The organism is Pseudomonas sp. SW-3, from assembly GCF_016615645.1.
In the GTDB taxonomy this organism is placed as follows: Bacteria; Pseudomonadota; Gammaproteobacteria; order Pseudomonadales; family Pseudomonadaceae; genus Aquipseudomonas; species Aquipseudomonas mandelii.
In genome coordinates, this window is sequence record NZ_CP067098.1 from 5,143,475 (window position 1) to 5,162,763 (window position 19,289).

General features: G+C 58.5%; 19 protein-coding genes and 1 pseudogene. 10 read left to right on the plus strand and 10 right to left on the minus strand.

Annotated elements, in window-relative coordinates; all coding sequences use genetic code 11:
* Window positions 1-61: 61 nt before the first annotated feature.
* Both JIO00_RS23185 and JIO00_RS23190 read right to left on the minus strand, forming a co-directional pair.
* On the minus strand, window positions 62-1,279 hold the full coding sequence (locus tag JIO00_RS23185) for an argininosuccinate synthase (protein ID WP_007898502.1): 1,218 nt from the start codon (window positions 1,277-1,279) through the stop codon (window positions 62-64).
* Window positions 1,280-1,408: 129 nt separating this feature from the next.
* Entirely contained in the window at window positions 1,409-2,317 is a 909-nt protein-coding gene (locus JIO00_RS23190; protein WP_010457676.1) for a flagellar protein MotY, read from the minus strand.
* A 157-nt stretch (window positions 2,318-2,474) separates the two neighbouring features.
* Here JIO00_RS23190 and pyrC point away from each other — a divergent pair, with 157 nt between their 5' ends.
* Entirely contained in the window at window positions 2,475-3,521 is a 1,047-nt protein-coding gene (gene pyrC, locus JIO00_RS23195) for a dihydroorotase (RefSeq protein WP_010457678.1), read from the plus strand.
* On the plus strand, window positions 3,518-4,195 hold the full coding sequence (gene rnt / locus JIO00_RS23200; RefSeq protein ID WP_008155580.1) for a ribonuclease T: 678 nt from the start codon (window positions 3,518-3,520) through the stop codon (window positions 4,193-4,195). The genes pyrC and rnt overlap by 4 nt, the downstream gene beginning before the upstream one ends.
* A gap of 75 nt (window positions 4,196-4,270) precedes the next feature.
* Here the strand turns inward: rnt and JIO00_RS23205 are convergent, their stop codons facing one another.
* Window positions 4,271-4,873, minus strand: a complete 603-nt coding sequence (locus tag JIO00_RS23205; protein WP_010457682.1) for a peroxiredoxin — start codon at window positions 4,871-4,873, stop codon at window positions 4,271-4,273.
* A 315-nt stretch (window positions 4,874-5,188) separates the two neighbouring features.
* Between JIO00_RS23205 and JIO00_RS23210 the strand changes: the two genes are divergently transcribed.
* Window positions 5,189-5,407, plus strand: coding sequence for a bacterioferritin-associated ferredoxin (locus tag JIO00_RS23210; RefSeq protein WP_007943567.1), 219 nt, complete (start codon window positions 5,189-5,191; stop codon window positions 5,405-5,407).
* 199 nt (window positions 5,408-5,606) lie between these two features.
* Window positions 5,607-6,080: a bacterioferritin gene (gene bfr / locus JIO00_RS23215; RefSeq protein ID WP_010457685.1), complete on the plus strand. Its 474-nt coding sequence runs from the start codon at window positions 5,607-5,609 to the stop codon at window positions 6,078-6,080.
* A 221-nt stretch (window positions 6,081-6,301) separates the two neighbouring features.
* Here the strand turns inward: bfr and grxD are convergent, their stop codons facing one another.
* From grxD to JIO00_RS23240, 5 genes are all read right to left on the minus strand, one after another.
* Window positions 6,302-6,643, minus strand: a complete 342-nt coding sequence (gene grxD, locus JIO00_RS23220) for a Grx4 family monothiol glutaredoxin (protein WP_010457686.1) — start codon at window positions 6,641-6,643, stop codon at window positions 6,302-6,304.
* A gap of 97 nt (window positions 6,644-6,740) precedes the next feature.
* Window positions 6,741-8,849 (minus strand): molybdopterin oxidoreductase family protein, encoded by a 2,109-nt coding sequence (locus JIO00_RS23225; protein WP_200666909.1) that lies wholly within the window; start codon window positions 8,847-8,849, stop codon window positions 6,741-6,743.
* A gap of 134 nt (window positions 8,850-8,983) precedes the next feature.
* Complete coding sequence (locus JIO00_RS23230; protein WP_077749897.1) at window positions 8,984-9,277, minus strand: hypothetical protein; 294 nt, start codon at window positions 9,275-9,277, stop codon at window positions 8,984-8,986.
* 156 nt (window positions 9,278-9,433) lie between these two features.
* Entirely contained in the window at window positions 9,434-9,769 is a 336-nt protein-coding gene (locus tag JIO00_RS23235; RefSeq protein WP_138739082.1) for a hypothetical protein, read from the minus strand.
* Window positions 9,750-9,956 (minus strand): hypothetical protein, encoded by a 207-nt coding sequence (locus JIO00_RS23240; RefSeq protein WP_010457690.1) that lies wholly within the window; start codon window positions 9,954-9,956, stop codon window positions 9,750-9,752. The genes JIO00_RS23235 and JIO00_RS23240 overlap by 20 nt, the downstream gene beginning before the upstream one ends.
* A gap of 448 nt (window positions 9,957-10,404) precedes the next feature.
* Here JIO00_RS23240 and argF point away from each other — a divergent pair, with 448 nt between their 5' ends.
* Together argF and JIO00_RS23250 are read left to right on the plus strand one after the other, a co-directional pair.
* Window positions 10,405-11,325 (plus strand): ornithine carbamoyltransferase, encoded by a 921-nt coding sequence (gene argF, locus JIO00_RS23245; protein WP_010457691.1) that lies wholly within the window; start codon window positions 10,405-10,407, stop codon window positions 11,323-11,325.
* A complete protein-coding gene (locus JIO00_RS23250; RefSeq protein WP_010457692.1) occupies window positions 11,322-12,431 on the plus strand; it encodes an ABC transporter ATP-binding protein in 1,110 nt (369 codons plus the stop codon). Before argF ends, JIO00_RS23250 begins: the two co-directional genes overlap by 4 nt.
* 56 nt (window positions 12,432-12,487) lie before the next feature.
* Here JIO00_RS23250 and JIO00_RS23255 read toward each other — a convergent pair.
* Both JIO00_RS23255 and ybaK read right to left on the minus strand, forming a co-directional pair.
* Window positions 12,488-13,274, minus strand: a pseudogene (locus JIO00_RS23255) (PhzF family phenazine biosynthesis protein).
* Between the two features lie 15 nt (window positions 13,275-13,289).
* Window positions 13,290-13,760 carry a Cys-tRNA(Pro) deacylase gene (gene ybaK, locus JIO00_RS23260; RefSeq protein WP_010457694.1) on the minus strand — a complete coding sequence of 157 codons (471 nt, stop codon included), beginning with the start codon at window positions 13,758-13,760 and terminating at the stop codon, window positions 13,290-13,292.
* A gap of 371 nt (window positions 13,761-14,131) precedes the next feature.
* On the opposite strand from ybaK, the gene JIO00_RS23265 reads away from it, so the two are divergent.
* The 4 genes from JIO00_RS23265 (at window position 14,132) to glpD (ending at window position 19,270) form a co-directional block, all read left to right on the plus strand.
* Complete coding sequence (locus JIO00_RS23265) at window positions 14,132-14,983, plus strand: MIP/aquaporin family protein (protein ID WP_010457695.1); 852 nt, start codon at window positions 14,132-14,134, stop codon at window positions 14,981-14,983.
* Between the two features lie 75 nt (window positions 14,984-15,058).
* Entirely contained in the window at window positions 15,059-16,564 is a 1,506-nt protein-coding gene (glpK, locus tag JIO00_RS23270; RefSeq protein WP_077749900.1) for a glycerol kinase GlpK, read from the plus strand.
* 94 nt (window positions 16,565-16,658) lie between these two features.
* Window positions 16,659-17,414 (plus strand): DeoR/GlpR family transcriptional regulator, encoded by a 756-nt coding sequence (locus JIO00_RS23275; protein ID WP_010457697.1) that lies wholly within the window; start codon window positions 16,659-16,661, stop codon window positions 17,412-17,414.
* 317 nt (window positions 17,415-17,731) lie between these two features.
* Window positions 17,732-19,270, plus strand: coding sequence for a glycerol-3-phosphate dehydrogenase (gene glpD / locus JIO00_RS23280; RefSeq protein ID WP_200666911.1), 1,539 nt, complete (start codon window positions 17,732-17,734; stop codon window positions 19,268-19,270).
* Window positions 19,271-19,289: the final 19 nt, after the last annotated feature.

The window sequence follows — 19,289 nt, forward strand, 5'->3', positions numbered from 1 at the left end:
AATGTGGCCTTGTCACTGACAAGGCCACATTTCCATTACCGTCGTTGCAGCTTCAAAGATCTCAGAAAAGCTTCCGGCCTTTGTTTGCAGCAATGCGCATGCGCAAGGCGTTGAGCTTGATGAAGCCCGCTGCGTCGGCCTGGTTATAGGCGCCGCCGTCTTCTTCGAAGGTCGCGATGTTGGCATCGAACAACGATTCGTCGGACTTGCGACCGGTGACGATCACATTGCCCTTGTACAGCTTCAGGCGCACAACGCCGTTCACGTGTGCCTGGGACGCATCGATCATCTGCTGCAGCATCAGACGCTCAGGGCTCCACCAGTAACCGGTGTAGATCAGGCTGGCGTATTTAGGCATCAGCTCGTCTTTGAGGTGAGCCACTTCGCGGTCCAGAGTGATCGATTCGATCGCACGGTGAGCGCGCAGCATGATGGTGCCGCCAGGAGTTTCGTAGCAACCACGGGACTTCATGCCCACGTAACGGTTCTCGACGATGTCGAGACGGCCGATACCGTGTTCGCCACCGATACGGTTCAGGGTCGCCAGCACGGTGGCCGGGGTCATTTCGACGCCGTCCAGTGCCACGATGTCGCCGTTGCGGTAGGTCAGTTCCAGGTACTGCGCCTTGTCAGGAGCCTTCTCCGGGGAGACGGTCCATTTCCACATGTCTTCTTCGTGCTCGGTCCAGGTGTCTTCCAGCACGCCGCCTTCATAGGAAATGTGCAGCAGGTTGGCATCCATCGAGTACGGGGACTTTTTCTTGCCGTGGCGCTCGATCGGGATATTGTGCTTTTCAGCATAATCCATCAGCTTTTCACGGGAGAGCAGGTCCCATTCGCGCCAAGGGGCGATCACTTTCACGCCAGGCTTCAGTGCGTAGGCGCCCAGTTCGAAACGAACCTGGTCGTTACCCTTGCCGGTGGCGCCGTGGGAAATGGCGTCAGCGCCGGTTTCGTTGGCGATTTCGATCAGGCGTTTGGCGATCAACGGGCGAGCGATGGAAGTACCCAGCAGGTACTCGCCTTCGTAAACGGTGTTGGCGCGGAACATCGGGAAAACGAAATCGCGCACGAATTCTTCGCGCAGATCGTCGATGTAGATCTCTTTCACGCCCATGGCCTGAGCCTTGGCGCGTGCAGGTTCAACCTCTTCGCCCTGACCCAGGTCAGCGGTAAAGGTCACCACTTCACAGTTATAAGTATCCTGCAGCCACTTGAGGATCACCGAAGTGTCCAGGCCGCCGGAATACGCCAGAACGACCTTGTTTACGTCCGCCATGCCATCACTCCACGGGGTTCTACGGAAAGCCGTGAAGTCTACCGGTCATACGGAATAATTTACAGAGGCGCGACAGCTTATGACGACGAAGCGACAGATTCTGTCGAGCGAGCGACGAATTCAGCAAACTCAGGATGTCGCCGAAGAGCTTCCCGGCGTCGTGGTTTGAGGCGCGACTTTCTCGGTCGGTGCCACCCGCTCCAGGCGAACCGCAACCCGGCGATTCTTCGCGCGGTTGGTGGCGCTGGTGTTCGGCGCCACAGGGTAGCGCTCACCGTGGAAACGCAGGGTGATCTGCGATTCCTGGATGCCATTGGCCTTGAAATAGTCCATCACCGCCAACGCCCGGCGGCGTGACAGCTCGCGGTTGGTCAGGCGATTGCCGCTGTTGTCGGAGTGCCCGTCGAGTTCGATGTGATTGACCGTCGGATCCGCTTTCATGAACTCCAGCATCACCTGCAACTGCGCCTTGGCTTGCGAATCAAGATCAACGCCTTCACCCGGGAAACCGATCTCGGACTGTTTGACCTGCTCGAAATTCTTCGGCAGCAGTTTCGCCACGCAACCCTGGTAGTCGTTGAAGGCCTTGCTGAACTTGACCGGCAACAGGCGCACTTCAGAGACGCGGCCATCACCAGAGGAATGCCGGATGACCGGACTGCGGCCGTCCATCAACCCGCTGATCAGGCGACCGGCCTGAACTTGCGAACTGTTGAACAACACGTTGCCGCTGCCGATTCTCACCGATCCCAGATTGATGTCGCCACGTCCCGGTTGCCACGGCGCAGCCGCCGCCAGCAGGGTTGCTGAACCGCCACCGATCATCGCGTTGTAGGCTTTCAGACGAAACGTCGCCTGCTCGCCGGCGCGGCGCACGAATTCACCCGAACCGAAATCGGTAATCGGTTGAGTCAGGCGGCATTCGAACTTGTCACCTTCGACCGTCCACTCGATGCTCTCCAGACGTGTCTGGAAAGTGAGCGCCATCGCAGGGAGGCTGGCAAACACACTGAGCAAGGCTAAATAACGCTGGCGCACGGGAGGCTCCACTGGCTTCTACAACAAAAAGACCGACACACATATTTACGGCATACCTGTTGGATATCGGAAGCTTCCTGCAAAACTTGATAGCGAGTGCCTGAGAGAGTCTTTTCCGGTAGCATTCCCCAGAGTTTGACCCGCCTGGAATCCCCTCATGTCCGACCGCCTGACCCTGCTGCGTCCCGACGACTGGCATATTCATCTTCGCGATGGTGCTGTGTTGACCAATACCGTTGCGGATGTCGCGCGCACCTTTGGTCGCGCCATCATCATGCCCAACCTGGTACCTCCGGTGCGTAACGCCGCTGAAGCCGACGGCTATCGCCAGCGGATTCTCGCTGCACGTCCGGCCGGCAGTCGTTTCGAACCGTTGATGGTGCTGTACCTGACCGACCGCACCCAGCCCGACGAAATTCGCGAGGCCAAGGCCAGCGGTTTCGTTTACGCCGCCAAGCTGTACCCGGCCGGCGCGACCACCAACTCGGACTCGGGTGTCACCAGTATCGACAAGATCTTCCCTGCACTTGAGGCCATGGCCGACGTCGGGATGCCCTTGCTGATTCACGGTGAAGTCACCCGCGGCGATGTCGATGTGTTCGACCGCGAAAAAATCTTCATCGATGAGCATATGCGTCGTGTGGTCGAGCGTTTCCCGACGCTCAAAGTGGTGTTTGAACACATCACCACCGCGGACGCCGTGCAGTTCGTCAACGAGGCTTCGGCCAACGTTGGCGCGACCATCACCGTGCATCACCTGCTGTACAACCGCAATCACATGCTGGTGGGCGGGATTCGGCCGCACTTTTATTGCCTGCCGATCCTCAAGCGCAACACCCACCAGGAAGCCCTGCTCGACGCTGCCACCAGCGGCAGCAACAAGTTCTTCCTCGGCACCGACTCGGCGCCTCACGCCCAGCACGCCAAAGAAGCGGCCTGCGGCTGTGCCGGTTGCTACACCGCTTATGCGGCGATCGAGATGTACGCCGAAGCCTTTGAACAACGCAACGCGCTGGACAAGCTTGAAGCCTTCGCCAGCCTCAACGGCCCGCGCTTCTATGGCCTGCCGGTGAACACCGATCGCATCACCCTGGTCCGCGATGAGTGGACCGCCCCAACCAGCCTGCCATTTGGCGAGCTGACCGTAATCCCGCTGCGCGCCGGTGAAAAACTGCGCTGGCGCCTGCTGGAGGAACACGCGTGAGTGAAGACCATTTCGACGACGAACAGGACGGTCAAGGCGGCGGAGGTGGTTCGCGCCACCCCATGGCTGAGCGCTTCCGTGGGTACCTGCCAGTTGTTGTCGACGTTGAAACCGGTGGTTTCAACTCTGCCACTGACGCCCTGCTGGAAATCGCCGCGACCACGATCGCCATGGATGAAAAAGGCTTTGTGTATCCCGATCACACCTATTTCTTCCGCGTCGAACCTTTTGAAGGCGCGAACATTGAAGCCGCGGCGCTGGAATTCACCGGGATCAAACTCGATCACCCGCTGCGTATGGCGGTGAGCGAAGAAACGGCCCTGACCGATATCTTCCGTGGTATCCGCAAGGCCCTGAAAGCCAACGGCTGCAAACGGGCAATTCTGGTTGGGCACAACAGCAGCTTTGACCTGGGTTTCCTCAACGCCGCTGTCGCACGCCTGGACATGAAACGTAACCCGTTTCACCCATTCTCCAGTTTCGATACCGCGACCCTCGCTGGCCTGGCTTACGGTCAAACCGTACTGGCCAAGGCTTGCCAGGCGGCGGACATCGACTTCGACGGTCGTGAGGCTCACTCGGCGCGCTACGACACCGAAAAGACGGCCGAGCTTTTCTGCGGCATCGTCAATCGCTGGAAACAAATGGGCGGCTGGGAAGACTTCAACGACTGATCCCGGTCGCTGAATTTCTCCCGACCATAAAAAAACCGGCCTCAGTGGCCGGTTTTTTTATGCCTCGAACGTGCCTTACAGCGCAGCAGCGTTCTCGGTCAGGTAAGCCGCGACGCCTTCGGTCGAAGCAGTCATGCCTTTGTCGCCTTTTTTCCAGTTGGCAGGGCAGACTTCGCCGTGCTCTTCGTGGAATTGCAGCGCGTCGACCAGACGGATCAGCTCTTCCATGTTACGGCCCAGCGGCAGGTCGTTGATGATCTGCGAACGGACAACGCCTTTGTCGTCGATCAGGAACGCGCCACGGAAAGCCACGCCGCCTTCGGACTCAACGTCGTAGGCCTTGGCGATTTCGTGCTTCATGTCGGCAGCCATGGTGTAACGAACCTGGCCAATACCGCCATTGTTCACCGGGGTGTTGCGCCATGCGTTGTGGGTGAAGTGCGAATCGATCGACACCGCGACCACTTCAACGTTGCGCGCCTTGAAGTCAGCCATGCGGTTGTCCAGAGCGATCAGCTCGGACGGGCAAACGAAGGTGAAGTCCAGTGGGTAGAAGAACACCAGGCCGTATTTGCCTTTGATGGCCGAGGACAAGGTGTAGCTGTCAACGATTTCGCCATTGCCGAGGACGGCAGGTACGGTGAAGTCCGGGGCTTGTTTGCCTACGAGTACGCTCATTGAATATCTCCTGGTCTATATATCGTGAAGAACTGGGTTCGTGTCAGCCTGCCACCCTCAGGCGACAGCCCTGTGACACGCCCCCCTTCGCAAGGACCGACCATCATACACGGCGTTTTTGGGCTGTCCTCAACGGTTTTTCAACCGCGCGTCAAATTGGTCGTCGCGACAGGTGATGGCAGAAGCCCGGATGAAAACCGTTCGTCAGTCATACTCGCTTATAACGCGAAGCTTTCAGAAAGCACTTTGACAATCATTCTCGTTAACATTAAGATCCATCGCAACTGAGTCACCACCAGCGACGGTTCTTAGCTTATGTATGTCTGCCTCTGCACTGGCGTCACCGACGGTCAAATCCGCGATGCAATCTATGAAGGTTGCTGCAGCTACAAAGAAGTCCGCCAGGCCACTGGCGTAGCCAGCCAATGCGGTAAATGCGCCTGCCTTGCCAAGGAAGTGGTGCGTGAAACCCTGACCAAATTGCAATCGGCCCAGGCTGCGATTCCTTTCCCTGTAGAATTTACTGCCGCGTAACTACCCTATTCCAAAGAACCGGACTTGATGTCCGGTTTTTTTATGTCTGAAAATCAACTGCTTACGCTCCAGACGCGGAACACAAACATTCTTATTCCGATTAATTTTCATTTAAGTTTCAATAACTTAGGTTTGACACTGTTAGTTGTGCGGCTCAAACTCCGCCTTATTGACAGCTAATACAGGGCAGGACCCCATCATGAAAGGCGACATTACAGTCATCCAGCATCTCAACAAGATCCTTGCCAATGAGCTGGTCGCGATCAATCAATATTTTCTGCATGCGCGCATGTACGAAGATTGGGGTCTGAACAAGCTCGGCAAGCACGAATACCACGAATCCATCGACGAGATGAAACACGCGGACAAGCTGATCAAGCGCATCCTGTTCCTCGAAGGCCTGCCGAACGTCCAGGACCTGGGCAAGCTGCAGATCGGCGAACACACCCAGGAGATGCTCGAATGCGACCTGCGTATTGAGAAAACTGGTCATGCCGACCTCAAGGTTGCCATCGCTCATTGCGAAACCGTGGGTGACTTCGGTAGCCGTGAATTGCTCGAAGATATCCTTGAGTCCGAAGAAGAACACATCGACTGGCTGGAAACTCAACTGGGCCTGATCGATAAAATCGGTCTTGAGAACTATCTGCAATCGCAGATGGGCGAAGAGTAAGTTAGCGCCCGCTAAACTCGAGACAATAAAAAGCCCCGCACTCTTTTATAGAGGCGGGGCTTTTTAATGCCCTTTGTCTCGTCCTGAACAAGGTTTGCACCTGTTTCAGGACGAAACATCTGCAGGAGCGAAGCTTGCTCGCGAAAGCGGTAGTCCAGTCAACTTATGTGCTGAATGTTGTACCGCTTTCGCGAGCAAGCTTCGCGCCTACAGGTACCGGGTCAGGCTTCGGTCTTGTTCGCAGCAGCCGCTTCAACGGCAGCCTTGATCGTGGCCTGCAGCGAACCATCAGCCGACATTTCAGTCATGATGTCGCTACCGCCGACCAGCTCACCACCGACCCACAGTTGCGGGAAGGTTGGCCAGTTGGCGTATTTTGGCAGGTTGGCGCGGATTTCCGGGTTCTGCAGGATGTCCACGTAAGCAAACTTTTCACCACATGCCATCACGGCCTGCGCGGCTTTCGCGGAGAAGCCACACTGCGGGGCATTCGGCGAACCTTTCATGTAAAGCAGAATGGTGTTGTTAGCAATCTGCTCTTTAATCGTTTCGATGATATCCATGGAGCACCTCGGCTGAACTTTCCGACTCAGAGGTCGGCACGGTGGCGCATTGTAACGGAAACCCGAGCGCCATGCTCGGTCTCCCCGACAGACACAATCAGGCCGCCGCCACTGTCACCGGAACACCGTTCAACGCAGCATTCCCCGACAACTCGTCGAGCTGACATTCATCGGTCAGGTCGTTGGCGCTGGAGCCCGGTTGACTACTGGCGATCGTCATCTGCACGCCGGGCCGTGCATGCCCCCAACCGTGAGGAAGGCTGACCACGCCTTTCATCATGTCCAGGCTGGCGAGCACTTCCACTTCGATCACACCGACCCGCGAACTGACCCGCACGCGCTGCCCGTCACCGAGTCCACGACTGGCCAGGTCATCCGGGTGCATCAACAATTGATGGCGCGGCTTGCCCTTCACCAGACGGTGATAGTTGTGCATCCACGAGTTGTTGCTGCGCACATGGCGACGACCAATCATCAGCAATTCGTCGGCAGCCGGTGCTTGCAGCGCGGCGAAACGGGCAAGGTCAGCGAGAATCGCAGCCGGCGCGGCCTGGACTCGCTGGTTGGCGGTTTTCAGGCGTGGCGCCAGGTTCGATTTGAGCGCGCCCAGATCGACGCCGTGCGGGTGATCGAACAGCGTCGCCAACGAAAGCTTGTGCGCCGAGGCATCGCCATAAAGCCCCATCCGCAGCCCACGATCGATCATCTGCGCCGGTGCAATGGTCGGTTTCAGCTCCTTGCCGGTCTTCGCCGCAAAAGCCTGGGCTAGGCCGACAAAGATCTCCCAGTCATGCAATGCACCTTCGGGCTTGCCCAGGATCGCCCGGTTGAAACGGGTGACGTTGCGCACCGCGAACATGTTGAACGTGGTGTCGTAGTGATCGTTTTCCAGTGCCGAAGTCGACGGCAGGATCAGGTCGGCATAGCGCGTGGTTTCATTGATGTACAGGTCGATGCTGACCATGAACTCCAGACCGTCCAGCGCCTGTTCCAGTTGCCGGCCGTTGGGTGTGGACAGCACCGGATTGCCGGCCACGGTGATCAGGGCACGAACCTGCCCTTCCCCGCCCGTCAGCATCTCTTCCGCCAGGGCCGACACCGGCAACTCACCACCGTACTCGGGACGCCCGGACACCCGGCTCTGCCACAGATTGAAATGCCCACCCGACGTCGAAGCCACCAGATCCACCGCAGGTTCAGTGCACAAGGCACCGCCGACGCGGTCGAGGTTGCCGGTGACCAGGTTGATCAGTTGCACCAGCCAATGACACAGCGTGCCGAAGGCTTGGGTCGAGACGCCCATCCGGCCATAGCAGACCGCTGTCGGCGCCGCCGCGAAATCACGGGCCAACTGACGAATCTGTTCTGCCGGCACCGCGCACAAGGGGCTCATCGTGTCGGCAGTGAATGTGCTGATCTCCTGACGGACTTCATCCAGACCGTCGACCGGCAAATGGCTGTCGCGGGTCAGACCTTCTGCGAACAAGGTATTGAGCAACCCGAACAACAGCGCCGCATCGCCACCGGGGCGCACGAACAGATGCTGATCGGCTATCGCTGCCGTTTCGCTGCGGCGCGGATCGACCACCACCACTTTGCCGCCCCTGGCCTGAATCGCCTTCAGGCGCTTCTCCACATCGGGCACGGTCATGATGCTGCCGTTGGAGGCCAGGGGATTGCCCCCGAGGATCAACATGAAATCGGTGTGGTCGATGTCCGGAATCGGCAGCAGCAAGCCGTGGCCGTACATCAAATGGCTGGTCAAGTGATGAGGCAACTGATCGACCGAGGTCGCGGAAAACCGGTTGCGGGTTTTCAGCAGGCCCAGGAAATAATTGCTGTGGGTCATCAAGCCATAGTTGTGCACGCTGGGGTTGCCTTGATAAACCGCCACCGCATTCTGCCCGTGATGCTCCTGAATCGCCGCCAGGCGTTCAGCGACCAGGCTGAAGGCGTCTTCCCACTCGATAGGTTGCCATTCGCTGCCCACTCGCAACATCGGCTGACGCAGGCGATCCGGATCGTTCTGGATGTCTTGCAGGGCAACCGCCTTGGGGCAGATGTGCCCACGACTGAACGTATCCAGCGGGTCACCCTTGATTGAGGTGATCTGCACGCCATTGCCTTCGACCTCGGAGGTCTCGATGGTCAGGCCGCAGATGGCTTCACACAGGTGGCAGGCACGGTGATGGAGAGTCTTGGTCATGGCCAGTCTCTGTTTTGTTCTGGGCGGGCAATATCAGCCGCGGGAACAAAACTATGGCGCCTGACCCGCGACTGCGCCAGCGACGTTCGTCTTGTGAATCGACGACCATCAGGCTAGCCGATGGCCGTGCACGATCAATTCGGCGGCAACCTGGGCGGCGGCGCCTGCAACTGGATCTCTTGAATGGTTTCGATCTGTTCCTGGGCGATATGTACGCCGGTGAGCTCGCCGATCAGTCGCCAGTGTTCGTCGAGCCCGGTACTAATGGTTGCCATGCGATCGATCATGCGTCGACCGGCCGCTTTGGTCACTTCGTCTTCACTGCGCATCAATTCGAAGGACATCGACGTCATGGAAGCGGTGAGGTGGGTCAAGGAGCGGGCCGTGAGGCCGAGTAAATCCATTAAAAGCTGTTCTTTCGATTCCATTCCGAAGGCTTCCTGCGTCACTCGTGAGTTAGTTATAACCCAGCACTTTGTATTAGCAAACGTTTCATCCAGAACACGGTGACAACCGGCGCCTTGAACAACAGACAAGACACGAAACGACCTCGTCAAAACCTGCGTTCGACCACACAGACAGGCTCACTGAGGCTGAGAAATCTTCGACGCCTTCTTTTTGAGCGGTGAGGCCAAGGCCGTCCAGATTCCGCCGACCGCCAGCCAAAGCATCACGCCGGACCCGATCAGGATGATAGCTTTCTGGTTTGCCAGGATGCCCAGCTGATGAGGCTCGGCTTGATAGACCTGCAACGCGATATCAATGACGCTCACCACTGTGAACCACGCGACCACCAGGGCAGCTCCATGCTTCAGGTCCGGCGTCGATCGCGCGAGTAGCGAAGCTCCCAGGTAGATTCCAATTGCGACCAATCCTCCCACTACCAAAAACTGGGTCGAATCAATCTGCAATCGCGTCATCCCTGAAATTCTTCACGCCGATAAAAGCGCCGACGATGGCGCCCACCACTGCGCTCGGAACGCCTGGATAAATCGTGCTTGCGATAATCGCGAAGCCCATGACCGTAGAAATGACAGCCATATCGAAGGCCGGCGAAACACGACGAAGGCGCGTCAGACCAGTGTGTCCGGGTTTATTGATCGCCATACAGCGCTCCCTCCCTGGGAGTGTTTGACTTTACGCAGTCGAGAATCCGCAATGAGGCGGATAATACCTGAGCGCAATCCGAAACCCGGCACCTGAAAACGTAACAGCAAACAACTCCGCGAGCTTGTAAGGGGCCCGGAGGGCGCTGTTCAGCGGGTCTTCCATTCTTCGCCGGATATCGAGCCAGATCACGGCAGTTATTGCAATCGAGCTTCGGCACCGTGTACAAATGCTGCACACAAACTCGCAACGCGGATCGCGTTGTATCGCTTGAAACATGTTGGAAACCGTAAAAAAAGCCTCCTATTGGAAAAACGCGACATTTAATGTCAATATCGCGCCTCCCCCTATTTCGTCGCCCCGTGCGGCTTACGCCGCAGGTCTCGCCCGTTTTTCAGTTAAACAAGGCTTTGAGTATCTGCGGTCTGTTGCAAAAAGGTAGTCAATGATGAGCGCAAGGCACTTTCTCTCCCTGATGGATTGCACGCCCGAAGAGCTGGTCAGCGTGATCCGTCGAGGCGTTGAGCTCAAAGACCTGCGTAACCGCGGCGTACTGTTCGAGCCTCTGAAAAACCGCGTGCTCGGGATGATTTTCGAGAAGTCCTCGACCCGTACCCGCATTTCGTTCGAAGCCGGCATGATCCAGCTCGGCGGCCAGGCCATCTTCCTGTCGCCGCGCGACACGCAACTGGGCCGTGGCGAGCCGATCGGCGACTGCGCCATCGTGATGTCGAGCATGCTCGACGCCGTGATGATCCGCACCTTTGCCCACAGCACCCTGACCGAATTTGCCGCCAATTCCCGCGTTCCCGTGATCAACGGCCTGTCCGATGACCTGCATCCGTGCCAGTTGCTGGCCGACATGCAGACGTTCCTCGAACATCGCGGCTCGATTCAGGGTAAGACCGTGGCCTGGATCGGCGACGGCAACAACATGTGCAACAGCTATATAGAAGCGGCGATCCAGTTCGACTTCCAGTTGCGCATCGCCTGCCCTGAAGGGTTTGAACCCAACCCGCAGTTCGTGGCCATGGCCGGCGATCGCGTGACCATCGTCCGCGATCCGAAGGATGCCGTGCGCGGCGCCCACCTGGTGAGCACCGATGTCTGGACCTCCATGGGCCAGGAAGAAGAAACCGCCAAGCGCCTGAAGCTGTTCGCGCCGTTCCAGGTGACTCGCGCCCTGCTCGACCTGGCGGCCGAGGATGTGCTGTTCATGCACTGCCTGCCGGCCCACCGTGGCGAGGAAATCAGCCTCGACGTGCTCGATGACAAGCGCTCGGTCGCCTGGGACCAGGCGGAAAACCGCCTTCACGCACAAAAGGCCCTGCTCGAGTTCCTCGTCGAGCCGGCGTATCACCACGCATGAGCCCTCCATTACTGCTTAACCTGCGCAACCTCGCCTGCGGCTATCAAGACCAGCGCGTCGTGCAGAACCTCAACTTGCATTTGAATGCCGGTGACATCGGTTGCCTGTTGGGCTCCTCGGGCTGCGGCAAGACCACCACGCTACGGGCGATTGCCGGTTTCGAACCGGTGCAGGAAGGTGAAATCACCCTCGCAGGCGAGACCATCTCCCGCGCCGGTTTCACCCTTGCCCCGGAGAAACGCCGGATCGGCATGGTGTTCCAGGACTACGCGCTGTTTCCGCATTTGAGCGTGGCCGAGAACATCGCCTTCGGGATCCGCAAGCACCCGCAAAAGGATCGTGTCACCGAAGAGTTGCTGGAGCTGGTCAACCTGAAAAACCTCGGCAAGCGCTTTCCGCACGAATTGTCCGGTGGTCAGCAGCAGCGTGTCGCACTGGCCCGCGCACTGGCACCGGAACCGCAATTGCTGTTGCTCGACGAACCATTCTCCAACCTCGATGGCGAACTGCGACGCAAGCTCAGCCATGAGGTGCGCGACATTCTCAAGGCCCGTGGCACCAGCGCGATTCTGGTAACCCACGACCAGGAAGAAGCCTTCGCGGTGAGCGATCATGTCGGGGTGTTCAAGGAAGGTCGGCTGGAACAATGGGACACGCCCTACAACCTGTATCACGAGCCACTGACGCCGTTTGTGGCCAGCTTCATTGGCCAGGGTTATTTCATTCGCGGCCAGCTGAGCAGCCCCGAGTCGGTGCAGACCGAATTGGGTGAGTTGCGCGGCAATCGTGCCTACACCTGGCCCGTGGGCGGTGCGGTGGATGTGTTGCTGCGTCCGGACGACATCGTTTATGCACCCGACAGCGGTTTAAAGGCGCGGATTGTCGGCAAGTCGTTCCAGGGGGCCTCGACGTTGTACCGTTTGCAGCTGCCGACCGGGGCGCAACTGGAGTCGATTTTCCCGAGCCATGCCGATCATCAAGTCGGTGCCGAAGTGGGTATTCGAGTCGCGGCTGAACACCTGGTGCTGTTCCAGGCATCGGGCAGCACGGCTGCGCAGATTCCGGTGGTAGAGTCGGGTGTCCGGCGCTACAGCACCGCCAGCTAATACACACGGACAAAAAATGTGGGAGCGTGGCTGCTCACTCCCACATCAAATTTGGGTTAACCGAGAATGAGTGTTCCGCTCGCAACCAGCGTCGCATTCCCGCCTATCTTCACCCGGTCCCCTTCCAGTCGGCAGAACAACGCCCCGCCTCGCTTCGAGCACTGATAAGCGCTGAGACTCGTCTTGCCCAACCGCTTCGACCAATACGGAATCAAGCTGCAATGGGTCGAACCGGTCACCGGGTCTTCATTGATGCCGATTGCCGGGGCAAAGTACCGGGACACGAAATCATGCTGACTGACTCCCCTTGGCGGTGACGATTGCACCCGGCCACGGCAGCTTGGCCAGGGCGATCATGTCTGGCTGGCAGTTGAGCACGGCCTGCTCGGACTCCAACACCACGAACAACTCGTTGGAACCCAGAACATCGACCACTTCGACGCCCAAGGCGCGCTCGACATCCAGGGTCACGCCCACTTCAGATGGCACGACGGCCGGAAAATCCAGCCACAAGCGCCCGTCCTCGCGGCTTACGCTCAACGGGCCGGACTTGCAGATGAAGTCCAGGCGCTCGACCGGCTCCTTATAGATGTCAAATAACACATGCGCACTGGCCAGGGTCGCATGGCCGCACAATGGCACTTCGGTCGTCGGGGTAAACCAGCGAATGTGCCAACCCTGCCCTTCACGCACCACGAAGGCGGTTTCGGCGAGGTTATGTTCGGCGGCAATCTTCTGCATCAACTCATCGGCTAGCCACGCCTCGAGCCGATACACCATGGCCGGGTTACCACTGAACGGACGATCACTGAACGCATCGACTTGATGAAATTCAAGCTGCATAACCTTCTCCCTGATTCAGGCCCGGCCGATATCGGCAAACTTGGCCTGAGTGTGTTCGGCCAGCACCGCCGGCGCCAATTCAACTTCAAGACCGCGCCGGCCGGCGCTGACGAAAATGGTCGCAAAGGGCTGAGCGGAGTTATCGATAAACGTGCGCAAGCGCTTCTTCTGCCCTAACGGACTGATCCCGCCCAACAGATAACCCGTCGCGCGTTGCGCAGCGGCAGGATCGGCCATTTCGGCTTTTTTCACGCCCGCCGCGTGAGCCAGATGCTTCAAGTCCAAAGTTCCGACGACCGGCACCACCGCTACCAGCAACTCACCTTTCTCACTGGCTGCCAGCAATGTTTTGAACACCTGCGCCGGGTCGAGTCCCAGCTTCTCCGCGGCCTCCAGCCCATAGGACGCAGCCTTTGGATCATGTTCATAACTGTGCACGCGATGTTCGGCTCGAACTTTTTTCAACAAATCCAATGCGGGGGTCATGGCAGCTCCAGAGTGGGCGGCAGTAGAAAAATCCTGCGCTGGATTCTAGGACATTGGTCGGCAAAAGGCTCTATTGCGCCACTGTTTCAGCGGCTTGACGGCACAGGCTGCCGTTCGTCCGTGCCTGGCCGGACGCGTGAACAATACGATCATTCACATGACTAATAGTTGAATTGTGACCGACAGTTCACTTTCGACCTTTGACAGCAGCGTTTCTTGTCTATATTTTTTCGAATCTGAATACCGTACGAATGTGTCATCGCAGCACCCCAGTAGCAGGCCGAGAACAGGATGGGGATTCTGCCTCGGTGGAAAACGCGCTTTGGCCATGATGAAAGAAGCGCCAGACAACAACAAAAACGAGGTTTTCAATGACAACTGCTTTACAACAACCGTCGCTCTCAAGCCAATGCATGGCCGAGTTTCTGGGCACTGCACTGCTTATCTTTTTCGGCACCGGTTGTGTTGCCGCTCTCAAGGTCGCGGGTGCCAGCTTTGGCTTGTGGGAAATCAGCATCATCTGGGGCGTCGGCGTGAGCATGGCGATCTACCTGACCGCCGGGGTTTCCGGGGCTCACCTCAATCCCGCCGTGAGCATCGCACTGAGCATTTTCGCCGACTTCGAAAAACGCAAACTGCCGTTCTATATCCTCGCTCAAATTGCTGGCGCGTTCTGCGGCGCATTTTTGGTCTACACGCTGTACAGCAATCTATTCTTCGATTTCGAACAAACTCACCATATGGTCCGTGGCACCCAGGCGAGCCTCGAATTGGCGTCGGTGTTCTCCACCTTCCCCAACCCGGCCCTGTCCACCGCCCAGGCTTTCCTGGTTGAAGTCATCATCACCGCCATCCTGATGGGCGTGATCATGTCCCTGACCGATGACAACAATGGCCTGCCAAAAGGGCCGCTGGCACCGCTGCTGATTGGCTTGCTGATCGCCGTGATTGGCAGCTCGATGGGCCCGCTGACCGGTTTCGCGATGAACCCGGCGCGTGATTTCGGTCCGAAGCTGATGACTTTCTTCACCGGCTGGGGTGAAATTTCCCTCACCGGCGGCCGCGATATCCCGTATTTCCTGATTCCGATTTTTGCACCGATTGTCGGTGCCTGCCTCGGCGCTGCCGCGTATCGCGGGCTGATTGCCCGTCATCTGCCCAGCGCCACACCTGCTACACAGGACGTAACACCGGCCATTGACGGCAAACCAAGAACTTCTTGATACCGTAGGCGCGTGATCCTGCCCATAAGATCACGCGCCGGACCTCTCTTCCTTTTTTCGTCCAAGGCAATCGACATGACCGACATTCAGAATAAGAACTACATCATTGCCCTCGATCAGGGTACGACCAGCTCCCGCGCGATCATTTTCGACCGCGACGCGAACGTGGTCTGCACCGCCCAGCGCGAATTCGTCCAGCATTACCCGCAAGCCGGTTGGGTCGAACACGACCCGATGGAAATCTTCGCCACCCAAAGCGCCGTGATGGTCGAAGCCCTGGCTCAAGCCGGCCTGCATCACGACCAGGTCGCGGCCATCGGCATCACCAACCAGCGCGAAACCACCGTGGTCTGGGACAAGACCACCGGCCGCCCGATCTACAACGCGATCGTCTGGCAGTGCCGCCGCAGCACCGAGATTTGCCAGCAGCTCAAACGCGACGGCCACGAGCAATACATCAGCGAGACCACCGGCCTGGTCACCGACCCGTACTTCTCCGGCACCAAGCTCAAGTGGATCCTCGACAACGTCGAAGGCAGCCGCGAGCGTGCGCGCAACGGCGAACTGCTGTTCGGCACCGTCGACAGCTGGCTGATCTGGAAATTTACCGGCGGCAAGGTCCACGTCACCGACTACACCAACGCCTCGCGCACCATGCTCTTCAACATCCACACGCTTGAGTGGGACACGAAGATGCTGGAGATACTGGATATTCCGCGCGAGATGCTGCCGGAAGTTAAATCTTCGTCCGAAATCTACGGCCACACCAAAAGCGGCATCGCCATCGGCGGCATCGCTGGCGACCAGCAGGCCGCCCTGTTCGGCCAGATGTGCGTCGAGCCGGGCCAGGCGAAAAACACCTACGGCACCGGCTGCTTCCTGCTGATGAACACGGGCGACAAAGCCGTGAAGTCCAAGCACGGCATGCTCACCACCATCGCCTGCGGCCCACGTGGCGAAGTGGCTTACGCGCTCGAAGGCGCAGTGTTCAACGGTGGTTCGACCGTTCAGTGGTTGCGTGACGAACTGAAGATCATCAACGACGCCCACGACACCGAATACTTCGCCAACAAGGTCAAGGACAGCAACGGCGTGTACCTGGTGCCAGCCTTCACCGGCCTCGGCGCGCCTTACTGGGACCCGTATGCCCGTGGCGCCCTGTTCGGCCTGACCCGCGGCGTACGTGTGGATCACATTATTCGTGCAGCCCTGGAGTCGATTGCCTACCAGACCCGCGACGTGCTGGACGCCATGCAACAGGATTCCGGCGAACGTCTGAAATCCCTGCGCGTGGACGGCGGCGCGGTTGCGAACAACTTCCTGATGCAGTTCCAGGCCGACATCCTCGGCACTCAGGTCGAGCGTCCGCAAATGCGCGAAACCACTGCACTGGGCGCCGCTTACCTGGCCGGCCTGGCGTGTGGCTTCTGGGGCAGCCTGGATGAGCTGCGCGGCAAGGCGGTGATCGAACGCGAATTCGAACCGACCCTGGACGAAACCGCCAAGGAAAAACTCTACGCCGGCTGGAAAAAAGCCGTCAGCCGCACCCGCGACTGGGAACCACATGAAGGCGCTGAATAAGCCAACCTGAGTACTCGTATCGGTATGTAACTGGTAGGGAGCAGATTCCTGCGGCATCATGGGCAAATTTTGCACGGCAGCCAAAGGAAGCCCCATGAATCTGCCTCCCCGTCAGCAGCAAATCCTCGAACTGGTCCGCGAACGCGGCTATGTCAGCATCGAGGAAATGGCTACGCTGTTCGTCGTTACACCGCAAACCATCCGCCGCGATATCAATCAGCTCGCGGAAGCCAATTTGTTGCGTCGCTACCATGGCGGCGCAGCCTACGATTCCAGTGTCGAGAACACCGCCTACGCCATGCGCGCCGACCAGATGCGCGATGAGAAGCAGCGTATCGGTGAAGCCATTGCGGCTCAGATCCCGGATCACGCCTCGCTGTTCATCAATATCGGCACTACCACCGAATCGATTGCCCGGGCGCTGCTCAACCACAACCACTTGAAAATCATCACCAACAACCTGCACGTGGCCTCGATGCTCAGCGCCAAGGACGACTTCGACGTTCTGCTGACGGGCGGCAATGTGCGGCGCGACGGTGGCGTGGTCGGCCAGGCGAGTGTCGATTTCATCAACCAGTTCAAAGTCGACTTTGCCTTGGTCGGCATCAGCGGTATCGATGAAGACGGCAGCCTGCTGGACTTCGATTATCAGGAAGTGCGGGTATCACAGGCGATCATCGCCAACGCCCGGAAGGTCATTCTGGCGGCTGACTCCAGCAAATTCGGGCGCAACGCCATGATTCGCCTGGGGCCGATCAGCCTGATTGATTGCCTGGTCACCGACCAACAACCTTCGCCGGCGCTGGCGCAACTGCTGAGTCAGCACAAGATTCGGCTGGAAGTCGTTTAACCCTCTCCAAACAGCGCGCTCCCTTGTGGCGAGGGAGCTTGCTCCCACTGGGCTGCGAAGCAGCCCTGAAACCGGTAATCGTTGTATTTCAGGAAGAGCGTGTCGTCTGATTTGCGTCTGCTGAGCAAGCTCCCTCGCCACAAAAGCCTCCACCCCCCCTCATTTAATGTTCGTATATTTTCCTTTCTCGGCCCTTCGATCAGTATTTTCAATCGAAGTTGACTGGCTGTGGGCGGCTTTATGGGCTACCATTTTCGCAAATGAACATTAATGTTCGAATTCCAATACAGAAAATCAAAAGAGCCCGAGGCCAGCCGATGCCCACTTCTACCTTGCCTACGCCCCCTCTCGCTGAGGTCTACGACATCGCCGTCATCGGTGGTGGGATCAATGGCGTTGGGATCGCAGCGGATGCCGCCGGTCGCGGCCTTTCGGTGTTCCTTTGCGAAAAAGATGACCTGGCCAGCCACACTTCGTCGGCCAGCAGCAAGCTGATCCACGGCGGCTTGCGCTACCTCGAACATTACGAATTCCGCCTGGTACGCGAAGCCCTCGCCGAACGCGAAGTGCTGCTGGCCAAGGCGCCGCACATCGTCAAGCAAATGCGCTTCGTGTTGCCGCACCGTCCGCACCTGCGTCCAGCCTGGATGATCCGCGCCGGCCTGTTCCTGTATGACAACCTCGGCAAGCGGGAAAAACTCGAAGGCTCGAAAAGCCTGAAGTTCGGTCCGGACAGCCCGCTGAAAAGCGAAATCACCAAAGGCTTCGAATACTCCGATTGCTGGGTCGACGATGCGCGCCTGGTGGTGCTGAACGCCATGGCCGCCCGCGAGAAAGGCGCCCACGTTCACACCCAGACCCGCTGCGTCAGTGCCCGTCGTACCAAGGGCCTGTGGCATCTGCACCTGGAGCGCGCCGACGGCAGCCTGTTTTCGATCCGCGCCAAAGCGCTGGTGAACGCCGCCGGCCCTTGGGTCGCCAAGTTCATTCGTGATGACCTGAAGATGGAATCGCCCTACGGCATTCGCCTGATTCAGGGCAGCCACCTGATCGTGCCAAAACTGTATGAAGGCGAACACGCGCACATTCTGCAAAACGAAGATCAGCGCATCGTCTTCACCATTCCGTACCTCAATCACTTCACCCTGATCGGCACCACCGACCGCGAGTACACCGGCGATCCGGCCAAAGTGGCGATCACCGAAGGCGAAACCGATTACCTGCTGAAAGTGGTCAACGCCCACTTCAAGAAGCAGATCAGCCGCGACGATATCCTGCACAGCTATTCCGGCGTCCGTCCGCTGTGCAACGACGAATCCGACAACCCGTCAGCCGTCACCCGCGACTACACCCTGGCGCTCTCGGGCACTGGCGAAGAAGCGCCGTTGCTGTCGGTGTTCGGCGGCAAGCTGACCACCTACCGCAAACTGGCCGAGTCGGCGCTGGCACAATTGGCGCCGTACTTCACGCACATCAAGCCAAGCTGGACTGCCAGCGCCACCCTGCCGGGCGGCGAAGACATGACCACCCCGCAGGCGCTGAGCTCGCTGATTCGCGACAAGTTCGACTGGGTTCCGACTGAAATCTCACGCCGCTGGGCAACCACCTATGGCAGCCGCACCTGGCGCATGATGGAAGGCGTGCAGAACCTCAACGACCTGGGCGACCACATTGGCGGCGGTCTCTACACCCGCGAAGTCGATTACCTGTGCAGCGAAGAGTGGGCAACCACCGCCCATGACATTCTGTGGCGCCGCAGCAAATTGGGCTTGTTCACTACCCCGGCGGAACAGCAGAAACTGGTGGATTACATGAGCAAGGTCGAGCAGAACCGCAGCAAGATCGAAGCGGCCTGATCGCCATCCGTTTAAATGA